Source organism: Paucisalibacillus globulus, from assembly GCF_900184735.1.
GTDB lineage: Bacteria > Bacillota > Bacilli > Bacillales > Amphibacillaceae > Ornithinibacillus > Ornithinibacillus globulus_B.
Genome location: NZ_LT855393.1, coordinates 211,819 through 231,516 on the forward strand (window position 1 = coordinate 211,819; position 19,698 = coordinate 231,516).

Sequence of the window (19,698 nt, forward strand, 5' to 3'; positions counted from 1 at the left end):
TTCACAACAGGACCTCACTTTTCTATTCAACCCGAATTTCTTATCAAAATGATAAACAACTCGATCCTATTAAACCACTTCCTATAACAACCAAGTGAAAAGCAACATTCGTTTTTTAAAACAGCCCATCTTCTCCTCCAAAATCCACTCCAACTTATTCACATACAAAAATTTATGTAAGCCAAACTAACTAAAACTTTTTCACTTTTTCCAGCATCAAACACACTATTTTATTTTATCCACATACCCTGTTCACTATCTTTTATACCCAAAATAAATATCCACAGCATTTGTCGACAGGTTAATCACAAAATATGGTGGTGTGAATAATAATTGTCTACAACAGATGGATATTGTGGATAAGTGTCGAAAAAGCATTGCAAACCTGCTTTTTTTTTGGTATCATAGTTGTGTTTTAACATGTTAACAAGTATCTAACCATAAAAAGTTATACACAAACTGTGGATATCCTGTGGACATTAATTCACACCCTGTTTTTATATCTTATCCACAAAATTATCTAATCTGCGCATAACTCACTTAAACACTTAGTAGATTTAGCCTAAATTATCCACAACCGTTCTTAACTATTATCTATAGTTATTAGTAAAACGCACCTTCTATTTACCGAATGTGTTTGTTTTTCTACGCTTGGCTAAAAGCAGCCTAGCAAAAAATTAAATACTAGATTACTTACCTTTCCATCTTTATGAAGAAAAAAGCAGATTTATGCTAAAAATGACTACTTGTTTCTAACATAGTCAAAAGATAGAGAGAGGTTTTTTATTCTTAACTTTAGGAAAATCTATTATCTGAATTGAAGGGGGGGAATGAATTGGAAAATATCCATGATCTATGGAAAGCCACACTTGAAAAGATAGAGGAAAAAATAAGTAAACCAAGCTTTGATACATGGCTGAAAGATACGAAAGCAGAATCTTTAGATGGTAGCACGTTAACCATTACAGCACCTAATGAATTTGCCAGGGACTGGTTAGAAGAGCAATACTCCCAACTCATTCAAAAGGTGTTACTTGAAGTAACGGGCTCTAAATTACAATTAAAATTAATCGTTCTAGATACCGTGATTGAAGAGGTTAACAAGCCTAGACCAAAACCGAAACCACCAATTAATGACGTTCATGATGGAAAAACCATGCTAAATCCAAAGTACACATTCGATACGTTCGTTATTGGATCTGGTAACCGATTTGCCCATGCCGCTTCACTTGCAGTAGCGGAAGCACCAGCTAAAGCATATAATCCTCTATTTATTTATGGTGGAGTTGGATTAGGAAAAACACACTTAATGCATGCGATTGGGCACTATGTCTTAGAACATAATAAAAATGCCAAAGTGGTCTATATTTCATCTGAGAAGTTCACGAATGAATTTATTGATGCCATTATGGAGAATAAAACAGCTAACTTCCGTAATAAATACCGCAATGTAGATGTCCTCCTAATCGATGATATCCAATTCATTGCTGGTAAAGAATCAACACAGGAAGAATTTTTCCATACATTTAATGCACTACATGAGGAAAATAAACAAATTATCATCTCAAGTGACCGACCACCTAAGGAAATACCGACTCTTGAAGACCGGTTACGTTCTAGATTCGAATGGGGTCTCATAACTGACATTACACCACCGGATTTAGAAACAAGGATTGCCATTCTAACTAAAAAAGCAAAAGCAGAAGGGCTAGATATTCCAAGTGAAGTCATGCTCTATATTGCAAATCAAATTGATACGAATATCCGTGAGCTTGAGGGTGCGCTAATTCGTGTCGTAGCCTACTCATCTCTTGTTAATCAAGATATTGATGCTTCCCTTGCAGCTGATGCTTTAAAAGACATTATTCCTAATAATAAACCTCGAGTTATTACTATTCCTACCATTATGGAAGTTGTTGGGGAGAAATATAGTGTTAAAAAGGATGACTTTCTAGCTAAAAAACGAACAAAATCTATCGCATTCCCACGCCAAATAGCGATGTACTTATCGAGAGAAATGACAGATTTATCGCTACCTAAGATTGGTGAGGAATTTGGTGGACGCGATCATACAACCGTTATTCATGCACACGAAAAAATCGCTAAACTAATAGAAAATGATTCTCTACTAGCAAGAGAAATTGAAGAAATTAAGCAAGAACTGAAATCTTTATAACCTTATCCACCTGTTAATAACGTGGATAGAGAGTACAAACTTACAAACATTTTATTCACATGTGGATAACTATATGTTATCTGTGTTTGATACGGTTATCCACATAATCACAGCCCCTATTACTATTATTACTATAAAATCTTTATAAAAATAATAAATATATAGAACTTCCATTGGAGGATTTTTTCATGAAATTTACGATTCAACGTGATCAATTAATTGATAGTGTACAAGATGTTATGAAAGCAATATCTTCAAGAACAGCAATTCCAATCCTAACTGGAATGAAAATAGAAGCAAAACAACACGGAATTACGTTAACAGGTAGTGATTCAGATATTTCCATTGAGTCTTATATTCCTGCAGAAGAAAATGGCATGGTAAATGTCGAGGATATTGAAGAAGGTAGCATTGTTTTACAAGCTAAATACTTCCCTGATATTGTTCGTAAATTACCAGAACAACACGTGGAAATTGTAGCTGATGAAAATTTAAAGGTAACCATTCGTTCAGGAAAAGCTGAATTTAGTTTAAATGGTCAGGATGCAGATGAGTATCCACAGTTACCAAAATTACAAACAGATGATAGCTTTGAACTTCCAACAGATTTATTAAAAAGCTTAATTAAACAAACGGTGTTCGCTGTATCTTCTATGGAAACTCGCCCAATTTTAACGGGTGTAAATCTTTCTCTTGTGGATAACAAATTAACGTTTACAGCAACAGATAGTCACCGTTTAGCAGCTAGAGAAGTACCAGTACCATCGTCCAATGTTCAATTTCCAAGTATCGTGGTTCCAGGTAAGAGTTTAAATGAATTAAATAAAATTCTTGATGATACGGAAGAAACAGTAGAAATTAGTGTGACAAATAATCAAATCCTGTTCCGTACCAAACACCTAAATTTCTTATCTCGAATTTTAGATGGGAATTATCCAGAAACATCTAGACTAATTCCGGAACAAAGTAAAACAGTACTCCACGTAAAAACTAAAGACTTGAGTAGTAGTATTGATCGTGCATCCCTACTTGCAAGAGAAGAAAGAAATAATGTCGTTAAATTAACAACACTAGACAATAATATTCTAGAAATCACAAGTAACTCACCGGAAGTTGGACATGTATCAGAAGAATTAGCTGTTCAATCCATCGAAGGTGAAGACCTTAAAATTTCCTTTAGTTCAAAATACATGCTAGACGCACTTAAAGTAATGGATGTAGACGAAGTAAAAATCGACTTCACAGGCGCCATGAGACCATTCATCATCCGCCCAATAAACGACCCATCCATGCTACAACTAATCCTACCAGTACGAACTTATTAGGATTAGAATGTAAGTTTGGTAAAAAAGCAATATTGTTTTTTGGCTATTAACTTTTTATGGAAATACTAATAATACTGCTCAGAGCGGCGGGAATACACGGAGACTCCTATGGGAGGACAGGCATAGGTGAGACCCCTCAGTGCGAGATAGGGGTTCAAAGGCTAAGAACACCTCATCCTGAGGCAACGCCTTTGTGACCAACATCCTGTTGGCCCGAGGCTCACCAGCCGCCCATGGAAAGCGCAGTGTATTCCCGCCGCGGACTTGGCCAGAAAGAAAAAATGACTTTTATCACAAATCTAAACGATAAAAGTCATTTTTCATACCAATAAAAAGCATTTTTAACCCCATACAAACGTTTTAACCTCATTTCAAGGGTCTTACCTTTCCTTCAAGCAAAAACTTTAGTAAAATAGTTATAAGTGATTATTTTAAAAAACAATCAGGAATTGGTGATTAAATTGCATACAACTATCGAAATTAACACCGACTATATTACACTGGGTCAATTTGTAAAATTAACCAACGTCTTAGAATCAGGTGGTATGGTAAAAACATACTTACAAGATGTAGGAGCAGTTGTTAATGGAGTATTAGAACATCGCAGGGGAAGAAAACTCTACCCGAATGACGTTGTTGAAATCGAAGGTGCTGGATCTTTTGTAGTTGTAAAAAAAGATTAGTTCCTAAATGAGGCATACACATGCATATAAAAGAATTAAATTTAACAAATTACCGAAATTATAAAAATTTACGTATCGAATTTGACGACAAAGTAAATGTCATCATTGGTGAAAATGCTCAAGGAAAAACAAATCTCATGGAGGCCATCTATCTTCTAGCATTTACAAAGTCTCACCGTACCTCAAAAGAAAAAGAATTAATCCGTTGGGACGAGGATTATGCTAAAATAGAAGGTAGAGTCGAAAAGCGAATACATTCCATTCCGTTAGAAATAGTAATATCCGGAAAAGGAAAAAAAGCGAAGCTAAATCATTTAGAGCAAAGAAGATTAAGTGATTATATAGGTAATCTAAATGTCGTGATGTTTGCCCCTGAGGACTTAACCTTAGTCAAAGGACCTCCGAATATACGTAGACGATTTATTGATATGGAACTTGGTCAAATTCAACCACGATATATTTACCATCTTGGGCAGTTTCAAAAGGTGTTAAAGCAACGGAATCATTTGTTAAAGCAAATGCAAAGAGACCGAAGTATAAATCGTATGATGCTCCAGGTCTTAACCGATCAACTAATTGAACATGCAAGCACTATTTTAGAACGACGCTTTGCCTTCTTAGAATTGCTAAGGAAATGGGCAAAGCCCATTCATCATGGAATAAGCCATGAAGTAGAAGAACTTGAGATTGAATACCAGTCAACGATCGAAGTATTAGAAGGTGCATCTAAGGAGAAAATAGAAAGTAGTTTTCAAGAGAAGTTTCATCAATCTATAGAGAAAGAGATTGAACGTGGAACTACGCTTTATGGACCTCATCGGGATGACATCCTTTTTTATGTAAATGGGAAAAATGTCCAAACATATGGATCTCAAGGCCAGCAACGTACAACAGCTTTATCGATAAAGCTAGCTGAAATTGATCTCATTTACAGTGAAGTAGGAGAATATCCAATCCTCCTCTTAGACGATGTGTTAAGTGAGTTAGATGACTATAGACAATCACATCTGTTAAATACAATCCAAGGAAAAGTTCAAACCTTTGTTTCTACTACGAGTGTAGATGGTATTCATCATGCTACCTTGGAAAAGGCGGAAATGTTCAGAGTGCAAAATGGGATGGTCACCTCTTAGAGGAGTTCCATTAGGTGGGGGAGTAAGACTTGTTTATTCACATTGGGAATGAAAATGTTATCCGGTCAAAAGATATAGTTTCCATTATTGACTATAATATTATTTCATCATCCACCATTATGGATGAGATGATGACGGCTAATCAAGATATCATTATTGGGCCAGTCGAAGATGCAAAATCAGTAGTGATTACGAATGATCATTTATATTTGAGTACGTTGTCTGTAGCAACACTTAAAAAACGGGCAAGTATGATGTCAACAATAAGTAAACTTGATGATTATTCAGACGAACTTGAGCTTGAATAATTCAAGTGGAATGTAGGTGGGAAAATGGCAATGGATGAAAACATTAAAACACAAGAGTCATATAATGCCGATCAGATACAGGTATTGGAAGGGTTAGAAGCGGTCCGTAAAAGACCTGGTATGTATATTGGTTCCACAAGTGAAAAGGGACTTCATCACTTAGTATGGGAAATCGTGGATAATAGTATTGACGAAGCACTAGCAGGATACTGTGATCACATTCAAGTCATTATTGAAGAGGATAATAGTATTACAGTTAAGGATAATGGGCGCGGTATTCCAGTAGATATTCAGAAGCAGACTGGTAAACCTGCAGTTGAAGTAATTATGACCGTATTACACGCTGGAGGAAAATTCGGCGGTGGCGGTTATAAGGTTTCCGGTGGACTACATGGTGTAGGTGCCTCTGTTGTAAACGCATTGTCTACTAACTTAGATGTATACGTACACCTTGATGGAAAAGTGCATCATATTGGCTTTTCACGTGGTAACAAGGTCAAGGACCTAGAAGTTATTGGAGAAACGGACCGTACTGGAACAACTGTACACTTTACTCCAGACCCTGAAATTTTCACTGAAACCACAACCTATAATCTAGAAACACTTGTACAACGTATTCGTGAATTAGCATTCTTAAATAAAGGAATTCGTATCTCTATTGAAGATAAACGTACTGGTGAAGAACCTCAATCATTTTTCTTTGAGGGTGGAATTAGTGAATATGTAGAGTTCATCAATCGTAATAAAGAAGTTCTTCATGATCCTTTCTATGCAGAAGGTGATGATCAAGGAATTGCGGTTGAAGTAGCTATTCAATATAACGATGGTTTTAATAGCAATATCTTTTCTTATGCGAATAATATTCACACCTATGAAGGCGGAACCCATGAGTCCGGCTTTAAGACGGGTTTAACACGAGTGATCAATGATTACGCACGTAAAAGTAATTTAATAAAAGATAGTGAACCTAACTTAACTGGTGATGATGTTCGTGAAGGGATTACAGCGATTATATCTATTAAACATCCAGACCCACAATTTGAAGGACAAACAAAAACAAAACTAGGAAATAGTGAAGTTCGTGCTATCACAGATTCTGTTTTTAGTGAAATGTTTGGGAAATTCTTATTTGAGAATCCTTCAGTAGGGAAAATCATTGTAGAAAAAGGTCTAATGGCTTCCCGTGCACGTGCTGCTGCGAAGAAAGCTCGTGATTTAACGAGAAGAAAAGGTGTACTGGAAATCTCCAACCTTCCAGGTAAACTAGCAGACTGTTCATCCAAAGATGCATCCATTAGTGAACTGTATATTGTTGAGGGTGACTCAGCGGGTGGTTCTGCGAAACAGGGTCGTGACAGGCATTTCCAAGCGATTTTACCACTTAGAGGTAAAATCCTAAATGTAGAGAAAGCACGTTTAGATCGTATTCTTTCTAACAATGAAGTGCGTTCTATGATTACCGCACTTGGAACAGGTATTAGTGATGACTTTGATATTTCCAAGGCAAGATATCATAAGATCGTTATTATGACAGATGCCGATGTAGATGGTGCGCACATTCGAACATTACTATTAACATTCTTCTTCCGTTTTATGCGTCCATTAATTGAACATGGTTATGTTTATATTGCTCAGCCACCACTTTATAAGGTTCAGCAAGGTAAAGCTGTCCATTATGCATACGACGATAGAGAGCTTGATGAGATTCTAGCTAAATTACCACAAGCACCGAAACCTGGCTTACAGCGTTATAAAGGTCTTGGGGAAATGAATGCGGAACAGCTTTGGGAAACAACCATGGACCCAGATAATCGTACCTTGCTACAGGTTGATTTATCTGATGCAATTGAAGCGGATCATGTATTTGACATGTTAATGGGTGACAAGGTTGAGCCTCGTCGTCAATTTATTGAAGAAAATGCCCAGTATGTTAAGAACTTAGATATTTAACGGTAAGGTAAATATAGTGAATAACGAAAAACGTTTCTCGTTTTTGGAAATGTGTCCGGCTAACTTACTTTTAAGTTAGTCTCCTGACACAATCAGGAGGTTTTAAATCTATGGCGGAACAAGAACGTCGAAGTGTACAAGAAATTAATATAAGCCAAGAAGTGCGTACGTCCTTTCTAGACTATGCAATGAGTGTTATTGTGTCCCGTGCATTACCAGATGTTAGGGATGGTATGAAACCTGTACATCGAAGAATATTATATGCAATGAACGATTTAGGTATGCATTCTGATAAAGCATATAAGAAGTCAGCCCGTATCGTAGGTGAAGTAATCGGTAAGTATCACCCACATGGTGACTCTGCAGTTTATGAAGCCATGGTACGTATGGCACAGGACTTCAGTTATCGTAATCCACTAGTAGATGGACATGGTAACTTTGGTTCGGTTGATGGTGACTCGGCAGCAGCGATGCGTTATACCGAAGCTAGAATGTCCAAGATATCGATGGAATTACTCCGTGATATTAACAAGGACACAATTGATTATCAAGATAACTATGATGGTTCTGAAAGAGAGCCAGTTGTATTCCCAGCCCGTTTCCCTAACCTTTTAGTAAACGGAGCTTCTGGTATTGCTGTTGGGATGGCTACGAATATTCCTCCTCATAATTTAGGGGAAACCATTGATGCCGTACTAGCAGTAAGTAAGGATCCTGAGATTACGATTGATGACATTATGGAAAATTATTTACCAGGACCAGATTTCCCTACTGCCGGAATTATTCTAGGACGTAGCGGTATCCGTAGAGCCTATGAAACTGGTAGAGGATCCATTACTGTTCGTGCGAGAGTAGAGATTGAGGAACAGTCCAATGGTAAACCCATGATTCTAGTAACTGAATTACCATACCAGGTTAACAAGGCTAAACTAATTGAAAAAATAGCTGAGTTAGTACGTGATAAGCGTGTGGAAGGAATCACCGATTTACGTGACGAATCAGACCGAAATGGTATGCGTATTGTCATGGAATTACGTCGAGATGCTAATGCAAATGTCGTATTAAACAATTTATATAAATATACATCCTTACAGACAACATTCGGTGTTAATACATTAGCACTTGTAGGCGGTATTCCTAAAGTACTTAATATTAAAGAGTGTCTAAAACATTATTTGGACCACCAAAAAGTAATCATTCGACGTCGTACGGCTTTTGAATTGAAAAAAGCAGAAGCAAGAGCACATATTTTAGAAGGTTTACGAATTGCACTGGATCACTTGGATGAAGTTATCGCGTTAATCCGTGGTTCCAAAACCGCAGATATTGCTCGAGACGGGTTAATGACTCGCTTTAAACTATCCGAAAAACAAGCGCAAGCAATCCTAGATATGAGATTACAACGCTTAACAGGATTAGAGCGTGAAAAGATTGAGAATGAATATAACGAACTTCAAAAGTTAATTGAAGAATTAAAAGCAATCTTAGCTGATGAGGAAAAAGTTCTAGAAATCATTCGTGAAGAGTTAGAAGAAATAAAAGAGAAATATGGCGATAAGAGACGTACTGAAATTGCTGCTGGTGGAGCGGACTTCTTTGAAGATGAAGACTTAATTCCAGTAGAAAATATCGTTATTACGCTTACACATAAAGGGTATATTAAACGATTACCTTCTTCCACGTATCGCGTTCAAAAACGTGGTGGACGTGGTGTCCAAGGAATGGGAACCCATGAGGATGACTTTGTAGAGCACCTTATTTCCACAACGACTCATGATACCATCCTGTTCTTTACGAATAAAGGGAAAGTTTATAAGGTTAAAGGGTATGAAATACCAGAATTCAGCCGGACAGCTAAAGGTCTGCCAATCATCAATCTACTTCAGATTGAAAAGGGTGAATGGATTAATGCCGTCATCTCGGTTAGTGAATTTAGTGAGGATTGGAATTTCTTCTTTACGACCAAAAGAGGTATTTCTAAACGTACAAGTCTCGCACAATTTGCCAACATACGTAAGGGTGGCTTAATTGCCCTTGGTTTACGTGAAGATGATGAACTAATGTCCGTGCGTCTAACTGATGGCACTAAGGACATTATGATTGCAACGAAAAATGGTTATCTAATTCGCTTCCCAGAGGATCAAGTAAGATTGATGGGTAGAACTGCAGCAGGTGTACGTGGTATCTCATTACGAGATGATGATGAAGTGGTATCTATGGAAATATTAGATAGTGGAGTACAAATCCTTCACGTTACGAATAAAGGTCTTGGAAAACGAACAGATGAAGACCAATATCGTATAACAAACCGTGGTGGTAAAGGTATCTTCACTGCTAAGTTAACAGAAGAGACAGGACATGTTGTTTCTGTTAAAGCTGTAAAAGGCGATGAAGACTTAATGCTAATTACGGCAGCTGGTGTCTTAATCCGTATTCCGGTTGAGGGAATCTCTCAAACAGGAAGAAATACACAAGGGGTTCGCTTAATTCGTCTTCAAGAAAATGAAGAAGTGGCAACAGTCGCGATTATTGATCATGAAGACGAGGAAGAAGAGACTTCAAATGTAGATGAATCGACTGAAGCAATGGATTCAACTGAATCAACGGAAGTAACTGATGTAGAATCAGAAGAGGAATAAGAAGTATACTAGGTGACGGTTTAAAGAGATATTCTTTCACCGTCACCTTTTCTTCATCATATGGAGGGGACAAAATGCGTGTATCATCATCTCAAGTAGTTCCAGGATGTGTACTTTTACGTGAAGTAAAGGGAAAGACAAGCCGACCTATTATTCCACAAAAGACGGTTTTAACTGCTGAACATATAAATGTATTACATAAATTTTTAATTGAACATGTCGATGTTTCAGAAAGACTTCAGAATGGTACACTCTTTCAACCTCAGACTGTTGATGAGGAAGAAAAAGTTGTACAATCGACCCAGCCTAAAGAGAAAGTAAACGATTTAGCAGAATTATCTTTTAGAGACCATTATGATTTAGTAGTTGAACAATATAAAAGGTTGTTTGAATCTTGGCAAAATCAATTACCTATTGATAATCTAGCAGTTCGTAATCTAATCTTACCTCTAATTAATCGTATGGATGATATAGGATCAGCCGTGTATAAGCTACACAAATTCGCTAATAAGAAGGATTACTTTTATCATCATAGTGTTTCTGTTTCGATTTTAAGTGCTTATTTAGGTAAAAAACTTGGATACCAAAAAGGGGAATGGTTTCAGATTGGTCTGGCAGGCTTATTAAGTGATGCTGGTATGGCAAGACTTGGGGATTCTGTCTTTCATAAAGAAATATTAAACAATGAGGAAAGAATGGAAATCAGGAATCATCCAACTTACTCTTACCGGATGGTGGAGCATGTTAAATCTATTCCATATACGGTTAAATTAGCAGTTCTACAGCATCATGAGCGAATGGATGGAAGCGGCTACCCATTAGGGTTATCACAAGAGAAAATACATAGCTATGCAAGGATCATAGCGGTTTGTGATATCTATCATGCGATGACTAGTGAAAGAGTATATCGCAAGAAGCAATCGCCTTTTAGCGTGATTGAAGAATTACAAAAAGAACAATATAGTAAACTGGATATTCGAATTGTACAAGTTTTTATTGATTCGATAGCCAATTTTTCCATTGGTACAAAGGTATTGCTTTCTAATAACCAAGCAGGTGAGATTGTCTTTATTGATCCGAAAATGCCAACCAGACCGATTTTGCGACTTGAAAATGGTGAAATCGTTACTTTAAGCAATCATCAGGATTTACATATAAGTGAGATACTATGAGGGGCAGTAGTCTATGACTGCCCCTCCATTTTTTTATATAGGTATTTCCCCATCATCAACGGAATTTTTTCTTGTGTGATATCGAGGAATCTTGAGATAAATGGATAATCTGCATCTGGTTTTGTTGCGAGAAGTTCTCCCCACCATTCAGCCTCGTATCGAGATAACATACTTAGATTGTATAAGAGCAAGTAGTGAACCATCACCTCTGATATAGGGATAAAAAAGTCTCTATTCGTTGGGAGATATACCTCTGAATTCAGGTTTATTTGAAATGGACCTACATCACTGGTAATAGGTTCATTTAGATTCAACATAATGCTTTTTGAGTTCTCTTCTTTTACTAAAACTTTCGGCAAATAACTTTCCAATCGTTTAATAAGGGCATTTTCCGTCATGTGGTAATCATCACAGATTGTTTTTGGCACGGTTATCGTCAGGTCATCAAGGTGACCAATTTTTACTAAACTATGTTCTTGTTCGTAGGTAAAGAAAGTAATTAGTTCAGGTATTAATTGAAATAATGATTTCATCGTTACTTTTTCAAATGGTACCTTATTAATTCCAAATAGATGTTCAGAGAAATAGGGAAATAGCCCTTTATGTTGGACCTTCACCTCATCCTCTAAAAAGCTATAATCCTTCTTTTTTCGTTTTCTAGTGGAGACACCATGTGCCAGAACGGAAGTGGATTCTGGATACTCTGGTCGTTTCGTGAGTAAGCATGCTTTTAACAAATGTGCCATTCCATAGAAATACATAACAGGTTTTAATACAGTATCTAGCTTTTCACCAGCTCGGTAGTATTCTCTCCCATGATGAAGACAATACATAAAGACATTGCAATTCTCATAGCTTTTTCTTTCTGCATCTATCTTGTCAATTTGTTTATAGCATTGTAGCAAATAATTCTGAGCAGTTTGTTGTGATTGTAAATACGTATAAAATGATTGAATCTCTTCTTGGAAATGCATAATAACGTCCTTTTTATTTAATAGAAAAGTTAGAATATATGAACTTTATTTTACAGTAAAACAGTTATTGAAAATAATCTTTAGTTGGCGTATTGTAAATAACAATAGATATACGTATTAGCTTTTCCAAGTCATTATTTTATTATTCTATTACCAAGTTCTAACATTCTAATAAGGGAGGATTTATTGTGAGAAAGGATAAGTTTGCGAAAGAAGGATTAACTTTTGATGATGTATTATTAATACCTGCAAAATCTGAGGTCTTACCACGTGAGGTTGATCTAAGTACTACCTTAAGCCCTAACTTAAAACTAAATGCTCCATTAATAAGTGCTGGAATGGATACTGTTACAGAAGCTGGCATGGCTATTGCGATGGCAAGACAAGGTGGTCTTGGAATCATTCATAAAAATATGTCCATTGAAGAACAGGCTGAACAGGTTGACCGGGTAAAACGTTCTGAGAGTGGGGTTATTACCAATCCATTTTTCTTAACTCCAGAGCATCAAGTATTTGCTGCCGAACATTTGATGAGTAAGTACCGAATCTCAGGAGTACCAATTGTAAATAATGAAGAAGAGCAAAAGCTTGTAGGTATTATTACGAATCGTGATTTACGTTTTATTCAAGATTATTCTATGTTGATTTCCGATGTGATGACAAGTGAGGATCTGGTTACTGCACCTGTTGGAACAACATTAGAAGAAGCTGAACATATTCTACAACAATATAAAATTGAGAAATTACCTTTAGTAGATGAAAATCAAGTACTAAAAGGTCTCATTACCATTAAGGATATTGAAAAGGTGATTGAGTTCCCTCAGGCTGCTAAAGATGCACAAGGTAGATTACTAGTAGGTGCAGCTGTTGGGGTTACTGGTGATTCCATGTCTCGTATTGAAGCTTTAGTAAATGCTGGTGTAGATGTTATTGTGATTGATACGGCACATGGACATTCACAGGGTGTATTAGAACAACTGAAGAAAATTCGTGCAGCATATCCCGACCTAGATATCATTGCTGGTAATGTAGCAACTGGAGAGGCAACGAAAGACCTTATCGAAGCTGGTGCTACGGTTGTTAAAGTGGGAATCGGACCTGGTTCTATTTGCACAACTAGAGTAGTGGCTGGTGTAGGTGTTCCACAAATTACCGCTGTTTATGATTGTGCAGTGGTTGCAGCTGAATATGGTGTACCAGTTATTGCAGATGGTGGTATTAAGTATTCGGGAGATATTGTTAAAGCACTTGCTGCAGGAGCACATGCTGTCATGCTAGGAAGTATGTTTGCAGGTGTATCTGAAAGCCCTGGAGAAACGGAAATTTATCAAGGTAGAAGATATAAAGTTTATCGTGGAATGGGATCTGTAGGCGCGATGAAAGCGGGTTCCAAAGACCGTTACTTCCAAGACGGAGAAGCGGAAACCAAGAAGCTTGTTCCAGAGGGAATTGAAGGTAGAGTTGCATATAAGGGGCCACTTGCTGATACGGTTCACCAATTACTTGGTGGATTACGTTCAGGAATGGGATACTGTGGAACTTCTACCATTGAGTCTTTAAGAACTGAGGGGCAGTTTATCCGAATCACGAATGCAGGATTACAAGAAAGTCACCCACATGACGTACAGATTACAAAAGAAGCACCAAATTACTCTTTAAAAGGGTAAATATTACAAAACATTACAAAATAGATGGGCACTATATGCCTGTCTATTTTTTTAGTTTAATATATGTTAAAATACTTAAGGTGTTCGCAAAATAAAATAAAAAACTAACTACTTAGGGTGGAGGTAAAAAAGTGAAACAGATCTATTCAAAAATAATGATGATGGTCCTTGTTGTCCTATTGGCATCAACATCATTTGTAACACAACCAAAGAATATACATGCAGCTGAATTAGAATTAGATGCTGAGTCAGCTATATTAGTTGATGCAGAAACAGGAAAGGTTTTATTTGCTAAAAACCCTGATATGGCACTTCCACCAGCAAGTATGACGAAGATGATGACGGAATACCTTGTTTTGGAAGCAATTGAAAACGGGGAAATCACATGGGAAACAACAACCCAAATAAGTGATTATGCGTATAGCATTTCTGCTAATCCGAACTTTTCTGGTATCGGTTTAACCCAAGATAAGGGCTATTCAGTTAAAGAATTATATGAAGCAATGGCAATTTTCTCTGATAATGGTACATCCATCGCACTTGCAGAATTGATTGCAGGTTCCGAAGGGGAATTTGTGAAAAAAATGAACCAAAAGGCAGAGGAAATGGGTCTTACTGACGCTGAATTTGTAAACTCTACTGGACTGGATAATGAAACTTTAGGTGACAATCATCCAGAAGGTACAGATCCAAATGGAACAAATCTATTGTCTGCTAGAGCACTTGCGCTTTTAGCATATAATCTGATTAATGATTTTCCACATGCACTTGATATCTCAAGCCGAATCGAAGATGATTTTGAAGGGTATACAGTAGAGAATTTAAACTGGATGTTACCACATGAAGCAAGCTATCTAAAACAGTTTTACTATGAAGGGGTAGACGGTCTTAAAACAGGCTACACTGGACTAGCTCAATATACGTTTACAGGTACTGCAGAGCGTAACGGAAATCGTTTAATCTCTGTTGTCATGCGTACAGAAAGTAAGGCTGCTCGTTTTGAACAAACAGCAAGATTATTTGATTATGGATTCGGTCAATTTGAACAGAAAGAACTGTTTGCAAAAGGTTTCCAATTGGAAAAGCAGGATACAATCCCAGTTGCAAAAGGTAAAGAAGATGCAGTAGAAATCTCAATTAACGAAGCCTTCACTGTCCCAATTAAAAAAGGTGAAGAAGAACTATATAAAGTAGAATACAATATCAATAAAGATAATCTAAATAAAGATGGAGAAATAGTGGCTCCTATTAAAAAAGGCGATAAAATTGGTACGGCAACACTAGTTTACACTGGTGAAAACGACTATGGCTATATCTTCAACAGCAAAACCCAAACCGTTGACCTAGTAGCAGACCAAACAGTAGAAAAAGCTAACTGGTTCATGCTAACACTAGGAGCAATCGGCGACTTCTTCAGTGGAATCTTTACATCCATTGTAGATACCGTTAAAGGTTGGTTTTCTTAAGAGTTAAATTTCTAGTTATACCACAGTGAATTTCACTGTGGTATTTTTTTATCTGGCGTATTAATTCATATTAATCGTGATCACAGGTCAAAATGATGTATAGAGGATGCTCATTCATCATTTTTTCTAAGAATTCAGTACAAAATGATGTACAAGGCACTCCTATGCATCACTTCGTCCAATTATTCATGTCAAAATGATGTGCAAGGAACCCCCATTCATCAATTCTCCCAATATTTCATGTCAAAATGATGCGCAAAGCACCCTCATTCATCATTTCAACCAAGATTTCAGCTCAATATGATATACAAAGCACTCCCGTTAATCACCTCAATCAAAATTTCAAAGAATAAAACTTGCACTTTAAACAAAAATTAGCTATGATAATGTATAATTAAAAATCAATTTCCAACAGTTATGATAGGAAATAGTAACAATATCGTTTTCCAAAGAGAGTCGATGGCCGGTGTAAATCGATGAAAACCTATTGTGAATCCATCCTTGAACTGGTTTACCGAAACCTAGTAAGTAAACCCGGTCACGAACCGTTAACACGTCTAAAGCCGGAAGAGATTACTCTTCAACAAGGGTGGCAACGCGGGAATATCAACTCTCGTCCCTATTTTTTAGGGACGGGAGTTTTTTGCATTCAATAATAAATAGGAGGAATTGTCATGTTAGACATGAAGTATCTACGCAATAATTTTGAAGAAGTAAAAGCAAAATTACAACATCGTGGAGAAGACTTATCAGAGCTAGATCACTTTGGTGAGATTGATAGCCGTCGTCGTGAATTAATTAATAAAGTAGAAGTGCTAAAGGCAAAGCGGAATGAGGTTTCTAAGCAAATTTCTAAAGCGAAAAAAGAGGGTCTTGATGCAGAAGCGGTTATTAAGGAAATGCGCGAAGTAGGCGACCAAATTAAAGAATATGATGATGAGTTACGTGAAATTGAAGCTAAACTTGAAAACATCATGTTATCTATTCCAAATATCCCACATGAAAGTGTTCCTGTTGGTGAGGATGAAGATGATAATATTGAAGCACGTAAATGGGGAGAAGCACCTTCATTTGGTTTTGAAGCACAGGCCCACTGGGATGTGGCAACAAACTTAGATATTATTGATTTCGAAAGAGCTGGTAAAGTAACTGGTAGTCGCTTTGTTTTCTATAAAGGTCTCGGAGCAAGATTAGAGCGTGCCTTATGGAGCTTCATGATGGATTTACATTCTGATGAGCATGGCTATACGGAAATGCTACCACCTCAAATAGTTAATCGAACAAGCTTAACTGGTACTGGACAGTTACCAAAGTTTGCAGAAGACGTATTTAAACTAGATGATACGGATTACTTTTTAATTCCAACTGCAGAGGTTCCAGTAACGAACTATCATCGTGATGAAATCTTACGAGTAGAAGACTTACCTAAGAAATATGCGGCATTTAGTGCTAACTTCCGTTCAGAAGCAGGTTCTGCCGGTCGTGACACTCGTGGATTAATTCGTCAGCATCAATTTAATAAAGTGGAACTTGTACAGTTTGTTAAACCAGAAGACTCTTATGCAACATTAGAAGAATTGACAGGTCACGCAGAAAAAGTGTTGCAATTGCTTGGGTTACCATATCGTGTCATGAGCATGTGTACGGGAGATTTAGGATTTACTGCAGCCAAGAAATACGATATTGAAGTTTGGATCCCTAGTCAAAATATGTACCGTGAAATATCTTCTTGCTCTAACTTTGAGGATTTCCAAGCAAGACGTGCTGGTATCCGCTTTAGAAGAGAGGCAAATGGAAAACCTGAATACGTTCATACATTAAATGGTTCTGGATTAGCTATTGGACGTACAGTAGCAGCTATTCTAGAAAATTATCAACAAGAAGATGGATCTGTTAAAGTTCCAGAAGCTCTTTTACCATACATGGGTGGCGTTGAAGTAATTAAGTAATAGAGATGTAATCCCTCATCACAAAAGTGGTGAGGGGTTATATATTACCTTTAAGTTGTCATGCAAATGGGAAAATATTTTCATTTTACTTTGCAGTGAAAATTGGACAAATCTAATTGACATTAAAAATTAATTCCTGTATATTAATATTTGTTGCTACGGAGGTATACCCAAGTCTGGCTGAAGGGATCGGTCTTGAAAACCGACAGGCGGGTCAAACCGCGCGGGGGTTCGAATCCCTCTACCTCCTCCATTCTTAAATAAGCGCATAAATATTGGAGATATGGAAAACCGCTACATTTGTAGCGGTTTTTTTTTATGTTAATGGAATTTGTAAAATAGACTGTAATTAGGCGGCCACGACTAGCTCCAGCGCCCAGGGACTAGCGAGACTTCCCTCACCTCATGACACGATAAGTCAACATCGACTCAAGCATTAAGGAAGGTCGACTAAAACCGGCCTATGAGGCCAACGTCGACATACCCCTATGAAAGGGCATGTTTCCTATATCTCTTAAGGCTCAGTCCAGTCCGTATTCCCTAAACGGGCGCCCTGCGCTTTTGTTCTATTTGTTGTGAAAATAAAAATGATACATCAACAGATGTATCATTTCATATTATTATCTTATCAATTCTCTTGTTTCCCAGCGTCTTGATTGTTGAATAAAATGCCCAATCTTTTCTAAGATTGGTTCAATAGATGTTTCTTCATCCATTAAATCATAATCTGAAATATTAATGCGTAGAATAGGACATGCATTAAAGTTATTAATCCAATTTTCATAGCGATTGTACATTTCTTCCCAATACGCAATTGGAGTACTCTTCTCCATCTCACGTCCACGTTCCTGAATGCGGCTTAGTACCTCATCAAATGATCCTTCTAGATAGATCAGTAAGTCTGGATGTGGGAAGTATGGTGTCATTACCATGGATTCAAATAGACTGGTGTACGTTTCATAATCTGTTTTATTCATGGTTCCGTTATCGTAGTGCATCTTAGCAAAGATTCCAGTATCTTCGTAAATGGAGCGATCCTGGATAAAGCCACCACCATATTCGAAAATTTTCTTTTGTTCCTTAAAGCGTTCTGCTAGGAAGTAAATTTGTAAATGGAAACTCCAACGTTCGAAGTCATCATAAAACTTCTCTAAATATGGATTGGTGTCTACCTTTTCAAAAGATGTCTTAAAGTTTAATGCATTTGCCAATGCTTTGGTCATCGTAGACTTTCCAACACCGACCGTTCCAGCAATGGTAATAATACTATCATTCGGAATATGATATTTTTCTCGTAAGTTCATTACGTAATCTCCTTTATAAGGGGTAAAATAGTAAGTTATTATTTCGTAACAGTTTCAAAAGAACGTAACTGTTGTTGTACTTGTTTTATAATAGCATCCAAGTCTACTTGGTTTTTGACGAAATCCATCTCATCGCCATTGATTCGAATGACTGGGATATTAGGATGCATGATTTCAAATTCATTCATATAAGCTTCATAATCCTCTGCAAGCTGTGCTAAGTAAGAAGCTTTTATGTTTTGTTCAATTTCTCTACCACGTAATTTGATACGATTTAAAATGGTATCGAGACTAGCGTGTAAATAAATCAACATATTTGGAACAGGCATGTCCGCTGTTAAGATATGATATATTTGCTCATACTTTTCGAATTTATCCGCTTGAAGTGTTCGTTTTGCAAAAATCATGTTTTTAGAAATATGATAATCAGAAACAACCGGCTTATTCATTGCTAGATATTTATTTTCAATATCTTCTAGTTGTTTAAATCGATTACATAGGAAAAACATTTCCGTTTGAAAACTCCACTCATCTATATCATCATAAAATTTACCTAGAAATGGATTTTCTTCAACAATTTCTTTTAATAAATGAAAATCAAAGTGATCAGATAGCTTTTTCGCTAGTGATGTTTTACCAATACCAATTGGTCCTTCTATTGCGATAAAAGGGACTCTATCCATCCCAGTACCCCCAATCAAAAAAATGAATAACTGACATATCTACTAATTTTAACATACTATTGAAAAGCCTTCTATACTAGATTGGAAAGTAATATTTGGTATACCGAGAGAAAGTATTTTGAATTTAGCTAGGAGTTTTTGTATAATAATGTATGTTCCTATAACAGGCCCTCGTAGCTCAGGGGATAGAGCATCGGTTTCCTAAACCGTGTGTCGCAGGTTCGAATCCTGCCGAGGGCATCAAAACAGTAATCAAGGGATTTGGATAT

The 19,698-nt window shown here is 36.9% G+C and carries 14 protein-coding genes, 2 tRNA genes and 1 other annotated feature; of the genes, 13 read left to right on the top strand and 3 right to left on the bottom strand.

Translation table 11 applies throughout. The features are described 5' to 3' along the window. Positions 1-835 precede the first annotated feature (835 nt). The 8 genes from dnaA to BN999_RS13715 all read left to right on the top strand — a co-directional run bounded on the left by dnaA (position 836) and on the right by BN999_RS13715 (position 11,386). Positions 836-2,176, top strand: coding sequence for a chromosomal replication initiator protein DnaA (gene dnaA, locus BN999_RS13680; RefSeq protein ID WP_096272243.1), 1,341 nt, complete (start codon positions 836-838; stop codon positions 2,174-2,176). Positions 2,177-2,364: 188 nt separating this feature from the next. Beyond that, positions 2,365-3,501: a DNA polymerase III subunit beta gene (gene dnaN / locus BN999_RS13685; protein ID WP_096272245.1), complete on the top strand. Its 1,137-nt coding sequence runs from the start codon at positions 2,365-2,367 to the stop codon at positions 3,499-3,501. Between the two features lie 461 nt (positions 3,502-3,962). Beyond that, positions 3,963-4,184: a S4 domain-containing protein YaaA gene (gene yaaA / locus BN999_RS13690; RefSeq protein ID WP_096272247.1), complete on the top strand. Its 222-nt coding sequence runs from the start codon at positions 3,963-3,965 to the stop codon at positions 4,182-4,184. A gap of 20 nt (positions 4,185-4,204) precedes the next feature. Continuing rightward, complete coding sequence (gene recF / locus BN999_RS13695; protein WP_096272249.1) at positions 4,205-5,317, top strand: DNA replication/repair protein RecF; 1,113 nt, start codon at positions 4,205-4,207, stop codon at positions 5,315-5,317. A gap of 29 nt (positions 5,318-5,346) precedes the next feature. Further along, positions 5,347-5,625: an extracellular matrix regulator RemB gene (gene remB, locus BN999_RS13700; protein ID WP_096272250.1), complete on the top strand. Its 279-nt coding sequence runs from the start codon at positions 5,347-5,349 to the stop codon at positions 5,623-5,625. 30 nt (positions 5,626-5,655) lie between these two features. Then, positions 5,656-7,575, top strand: a complete 1,920-nt coding sequence (gene gyrB, locus BN999_RS13705; RefSeq protein WP_217988484.1) for a DNA topoisomerase (ATP-hydrolyzing) subunit B — start codon at positions 5,656-5,658, stop codon at positions 7,573-7,575. Between the two features lie 110 nt (positions 7,576-7,685). Beyond that, the gene (gyrA, locus tag BN999_RS13710) at positions 7,686-10,214 is read left to right on the top strand and encodes a DNA gyrase subunit A (RefSeq protein WP_096272253.1); all 2,529 of its coding nucleotides are present in this window, start codon (positions 7,686-7,688) and stop codon (positions 10,212-10,214) included. Positions 10,215-10,288: 74 nt separating this feature from the next. After that, entirely contained in the window at positions 10,289-11,386 is a 1,098-nt protein-coding gene (locus BN999_RS13715) for an HD-GYP domain-containing protein (RefSeq protein ID WP_096272255.1), read from the top strand. A gap of 11 nt (positions 11,387-11,397) precedes the next feature. Here BN999_RS13715 and BN999_RS13720 read toward each other — a convergent pair whose 3' ends face one another. After that, positions 11,398-12,360, bottom strand: a complete 963-nt coding sequence (locus BN999_RS13720) for a YaaC family protein (RefSeq protein ID WP_096272257.1) — start codon at positions 12,358-12,360, stop codon at positions 11,398-11,400. A gap of 188 nt (positions 12,361-12,548) precedes the next feature. On the opposite strand from BN999_RS13720, the gene guaB reads away from it, so the two are divergent. The 4 genes from guaB (at position 12,549) to BN999_RS13740 (ending at position 17,695) form a co-directional block, all read left to right on the top strand. Further along, complete coding sequence (gene guaB / locus BN999_RS13725; RefSeq protein ID WP_096272259.1) at positions 12,549-14,027, top strand: IMP dehydrogenase; 1,479 nt, start codon at positions 12,549-12,551, stop codon at positions 14,025-14,027. Positions 14,028-14,158: 131 nt separating this feature from the next. Beyond that, positions 14,159-15,493: a D-alanyl-D-alanine carboxypeptidase family protein gene (locus BN999_RS13730; protein ID WP_096272261.1), complete on the top strand. Its 1,335-nt coding sequence runs from the start codon at positions 14,159-14,161 to the stop codon at positions 15,491-15,493. A gap of 408 nt (positions 15,494-15,901) precedes the next feature. Beyond that, positions 15,902-16,117: a binding site (T-box leader), on the top strand. A 50-nt stretch (positions 16,118-16,167) separates the two neighbouring features. After that, positions 16,168-17,442, top strand: coding sequence for a serine--tRNA ligase (gene serS / locus BN999_RS13735; protein WP_096272263.1), 1,275 nt, complete (start codon positions 16,168-16,170; stop codon positions 17,440-17,442). Positions 17,443-17,602: 160 nt separating this feature from the next. Continuing rightward, a tRNA-Ser gene (locus BN999_RS13740) sits at positions 17,603-17,695 on the top strand. Between the two features lie 367 nt (positions 17,696-18,062). Here the strand turns inward: BN999_RS13740 and BN999_RS13745 are convergent. Continuing rightward, positions 18,063-18,746, bottom strand: coding sequence for a deoxynucleoside kinase (locus tag BN999_RS13745; RefSeq protein ID WP_096272265.1), 684 nt, complete (start codon positions 18,744-18,746; stop codon positions 18,063-18,065). Between the two features lie 38 nt (positions 18,747-18,784). Then, positions 18,785-19,429 (bottom strand): deoxynucleoside kinase, encoded by a 645-nt coding sequence (locus tag BN999_RS13750; RefSeq protein WP_096272267.1) that lies wholly within the window; start codon positions 19,427-19,429, stop codon positions 18,785-18,787. A gap of 167 nt (positions 19,430-19,596) precedes the next feature. On the opposite strand from BN999_RS13750, the gene BN999_RS13755 reads away from it, so the two are divergent. Next, positions 19,597-19,669: transfer RNA gene (locus BN999_RS13755), tRNA-Arg, on the top strand. The last annotated feature ends 29 nt before the right edge of the window (positions 19,670-19,698 follow it).

Excerpts from the sequence above, each read along its gene's own strand:
- dnaN (WP_096272245.1), top strand. The coding sequence starts at position 2,365 with ATGAAATTTACGATTCAACGTGATCAATTAATTGATAGTGTACAAGAT.
- recF (WP_096272249.1), top strand. The coding sequence starts at position 4,205 with ATGCATATAAAAGAATTAAATTTAACAAATTACCGAAATTATAAAAAT.
- gyrB (WP_217988484.1), top strand. The coding sequence starts at position 5,656 with ATGGATGAAAACATTAAAACACAAGAGTCATATAATGCCGATCAGATA.
- gyrA (WP_096272253.1), top strand. The coding sequence starts at position 7,686 with ATGGCGGAACAAGAACGTCGAAGTGTACAAGAAATTAATATAAGCCAA.
- BN999_RS13715 (WP_096272255.1), top strand. The coding sequence starts at position 10,289 with ATGCGTGTATCATCATCTCAAGTAGTTCCAGGATGTGTACTTTTACGT.
- BN999_RS13720 (WP_096272257.1), bottom strand. The coding sequence starts at position 12,360 with ATGCATTTCCAAGAAGAGATTCAATCATTTTATACGTATTTACAATCA.
- serS (WP_096272263.1), top strand. The coding sequence starts at position 16,168 with ATGTTAGACATGAAGTATCTACGCAATAATTTTGAAGAAGTAAAAGCA.
- BN999_RS13745 (WP_096272265.1), bottom strand. The coding sequence starts at position 18,746 with ATGAACTTACGAGAAAAATATCATATTCCGAATGATAGTATTATTACC.
- BN999_RS13750 (WP_096272267.1), bottom strand. The coding sequence starts at position 19,429 with ATGGATAGAGTCCCTTTTATCGCAATAGAAGGACCAATTGGTATTGGT.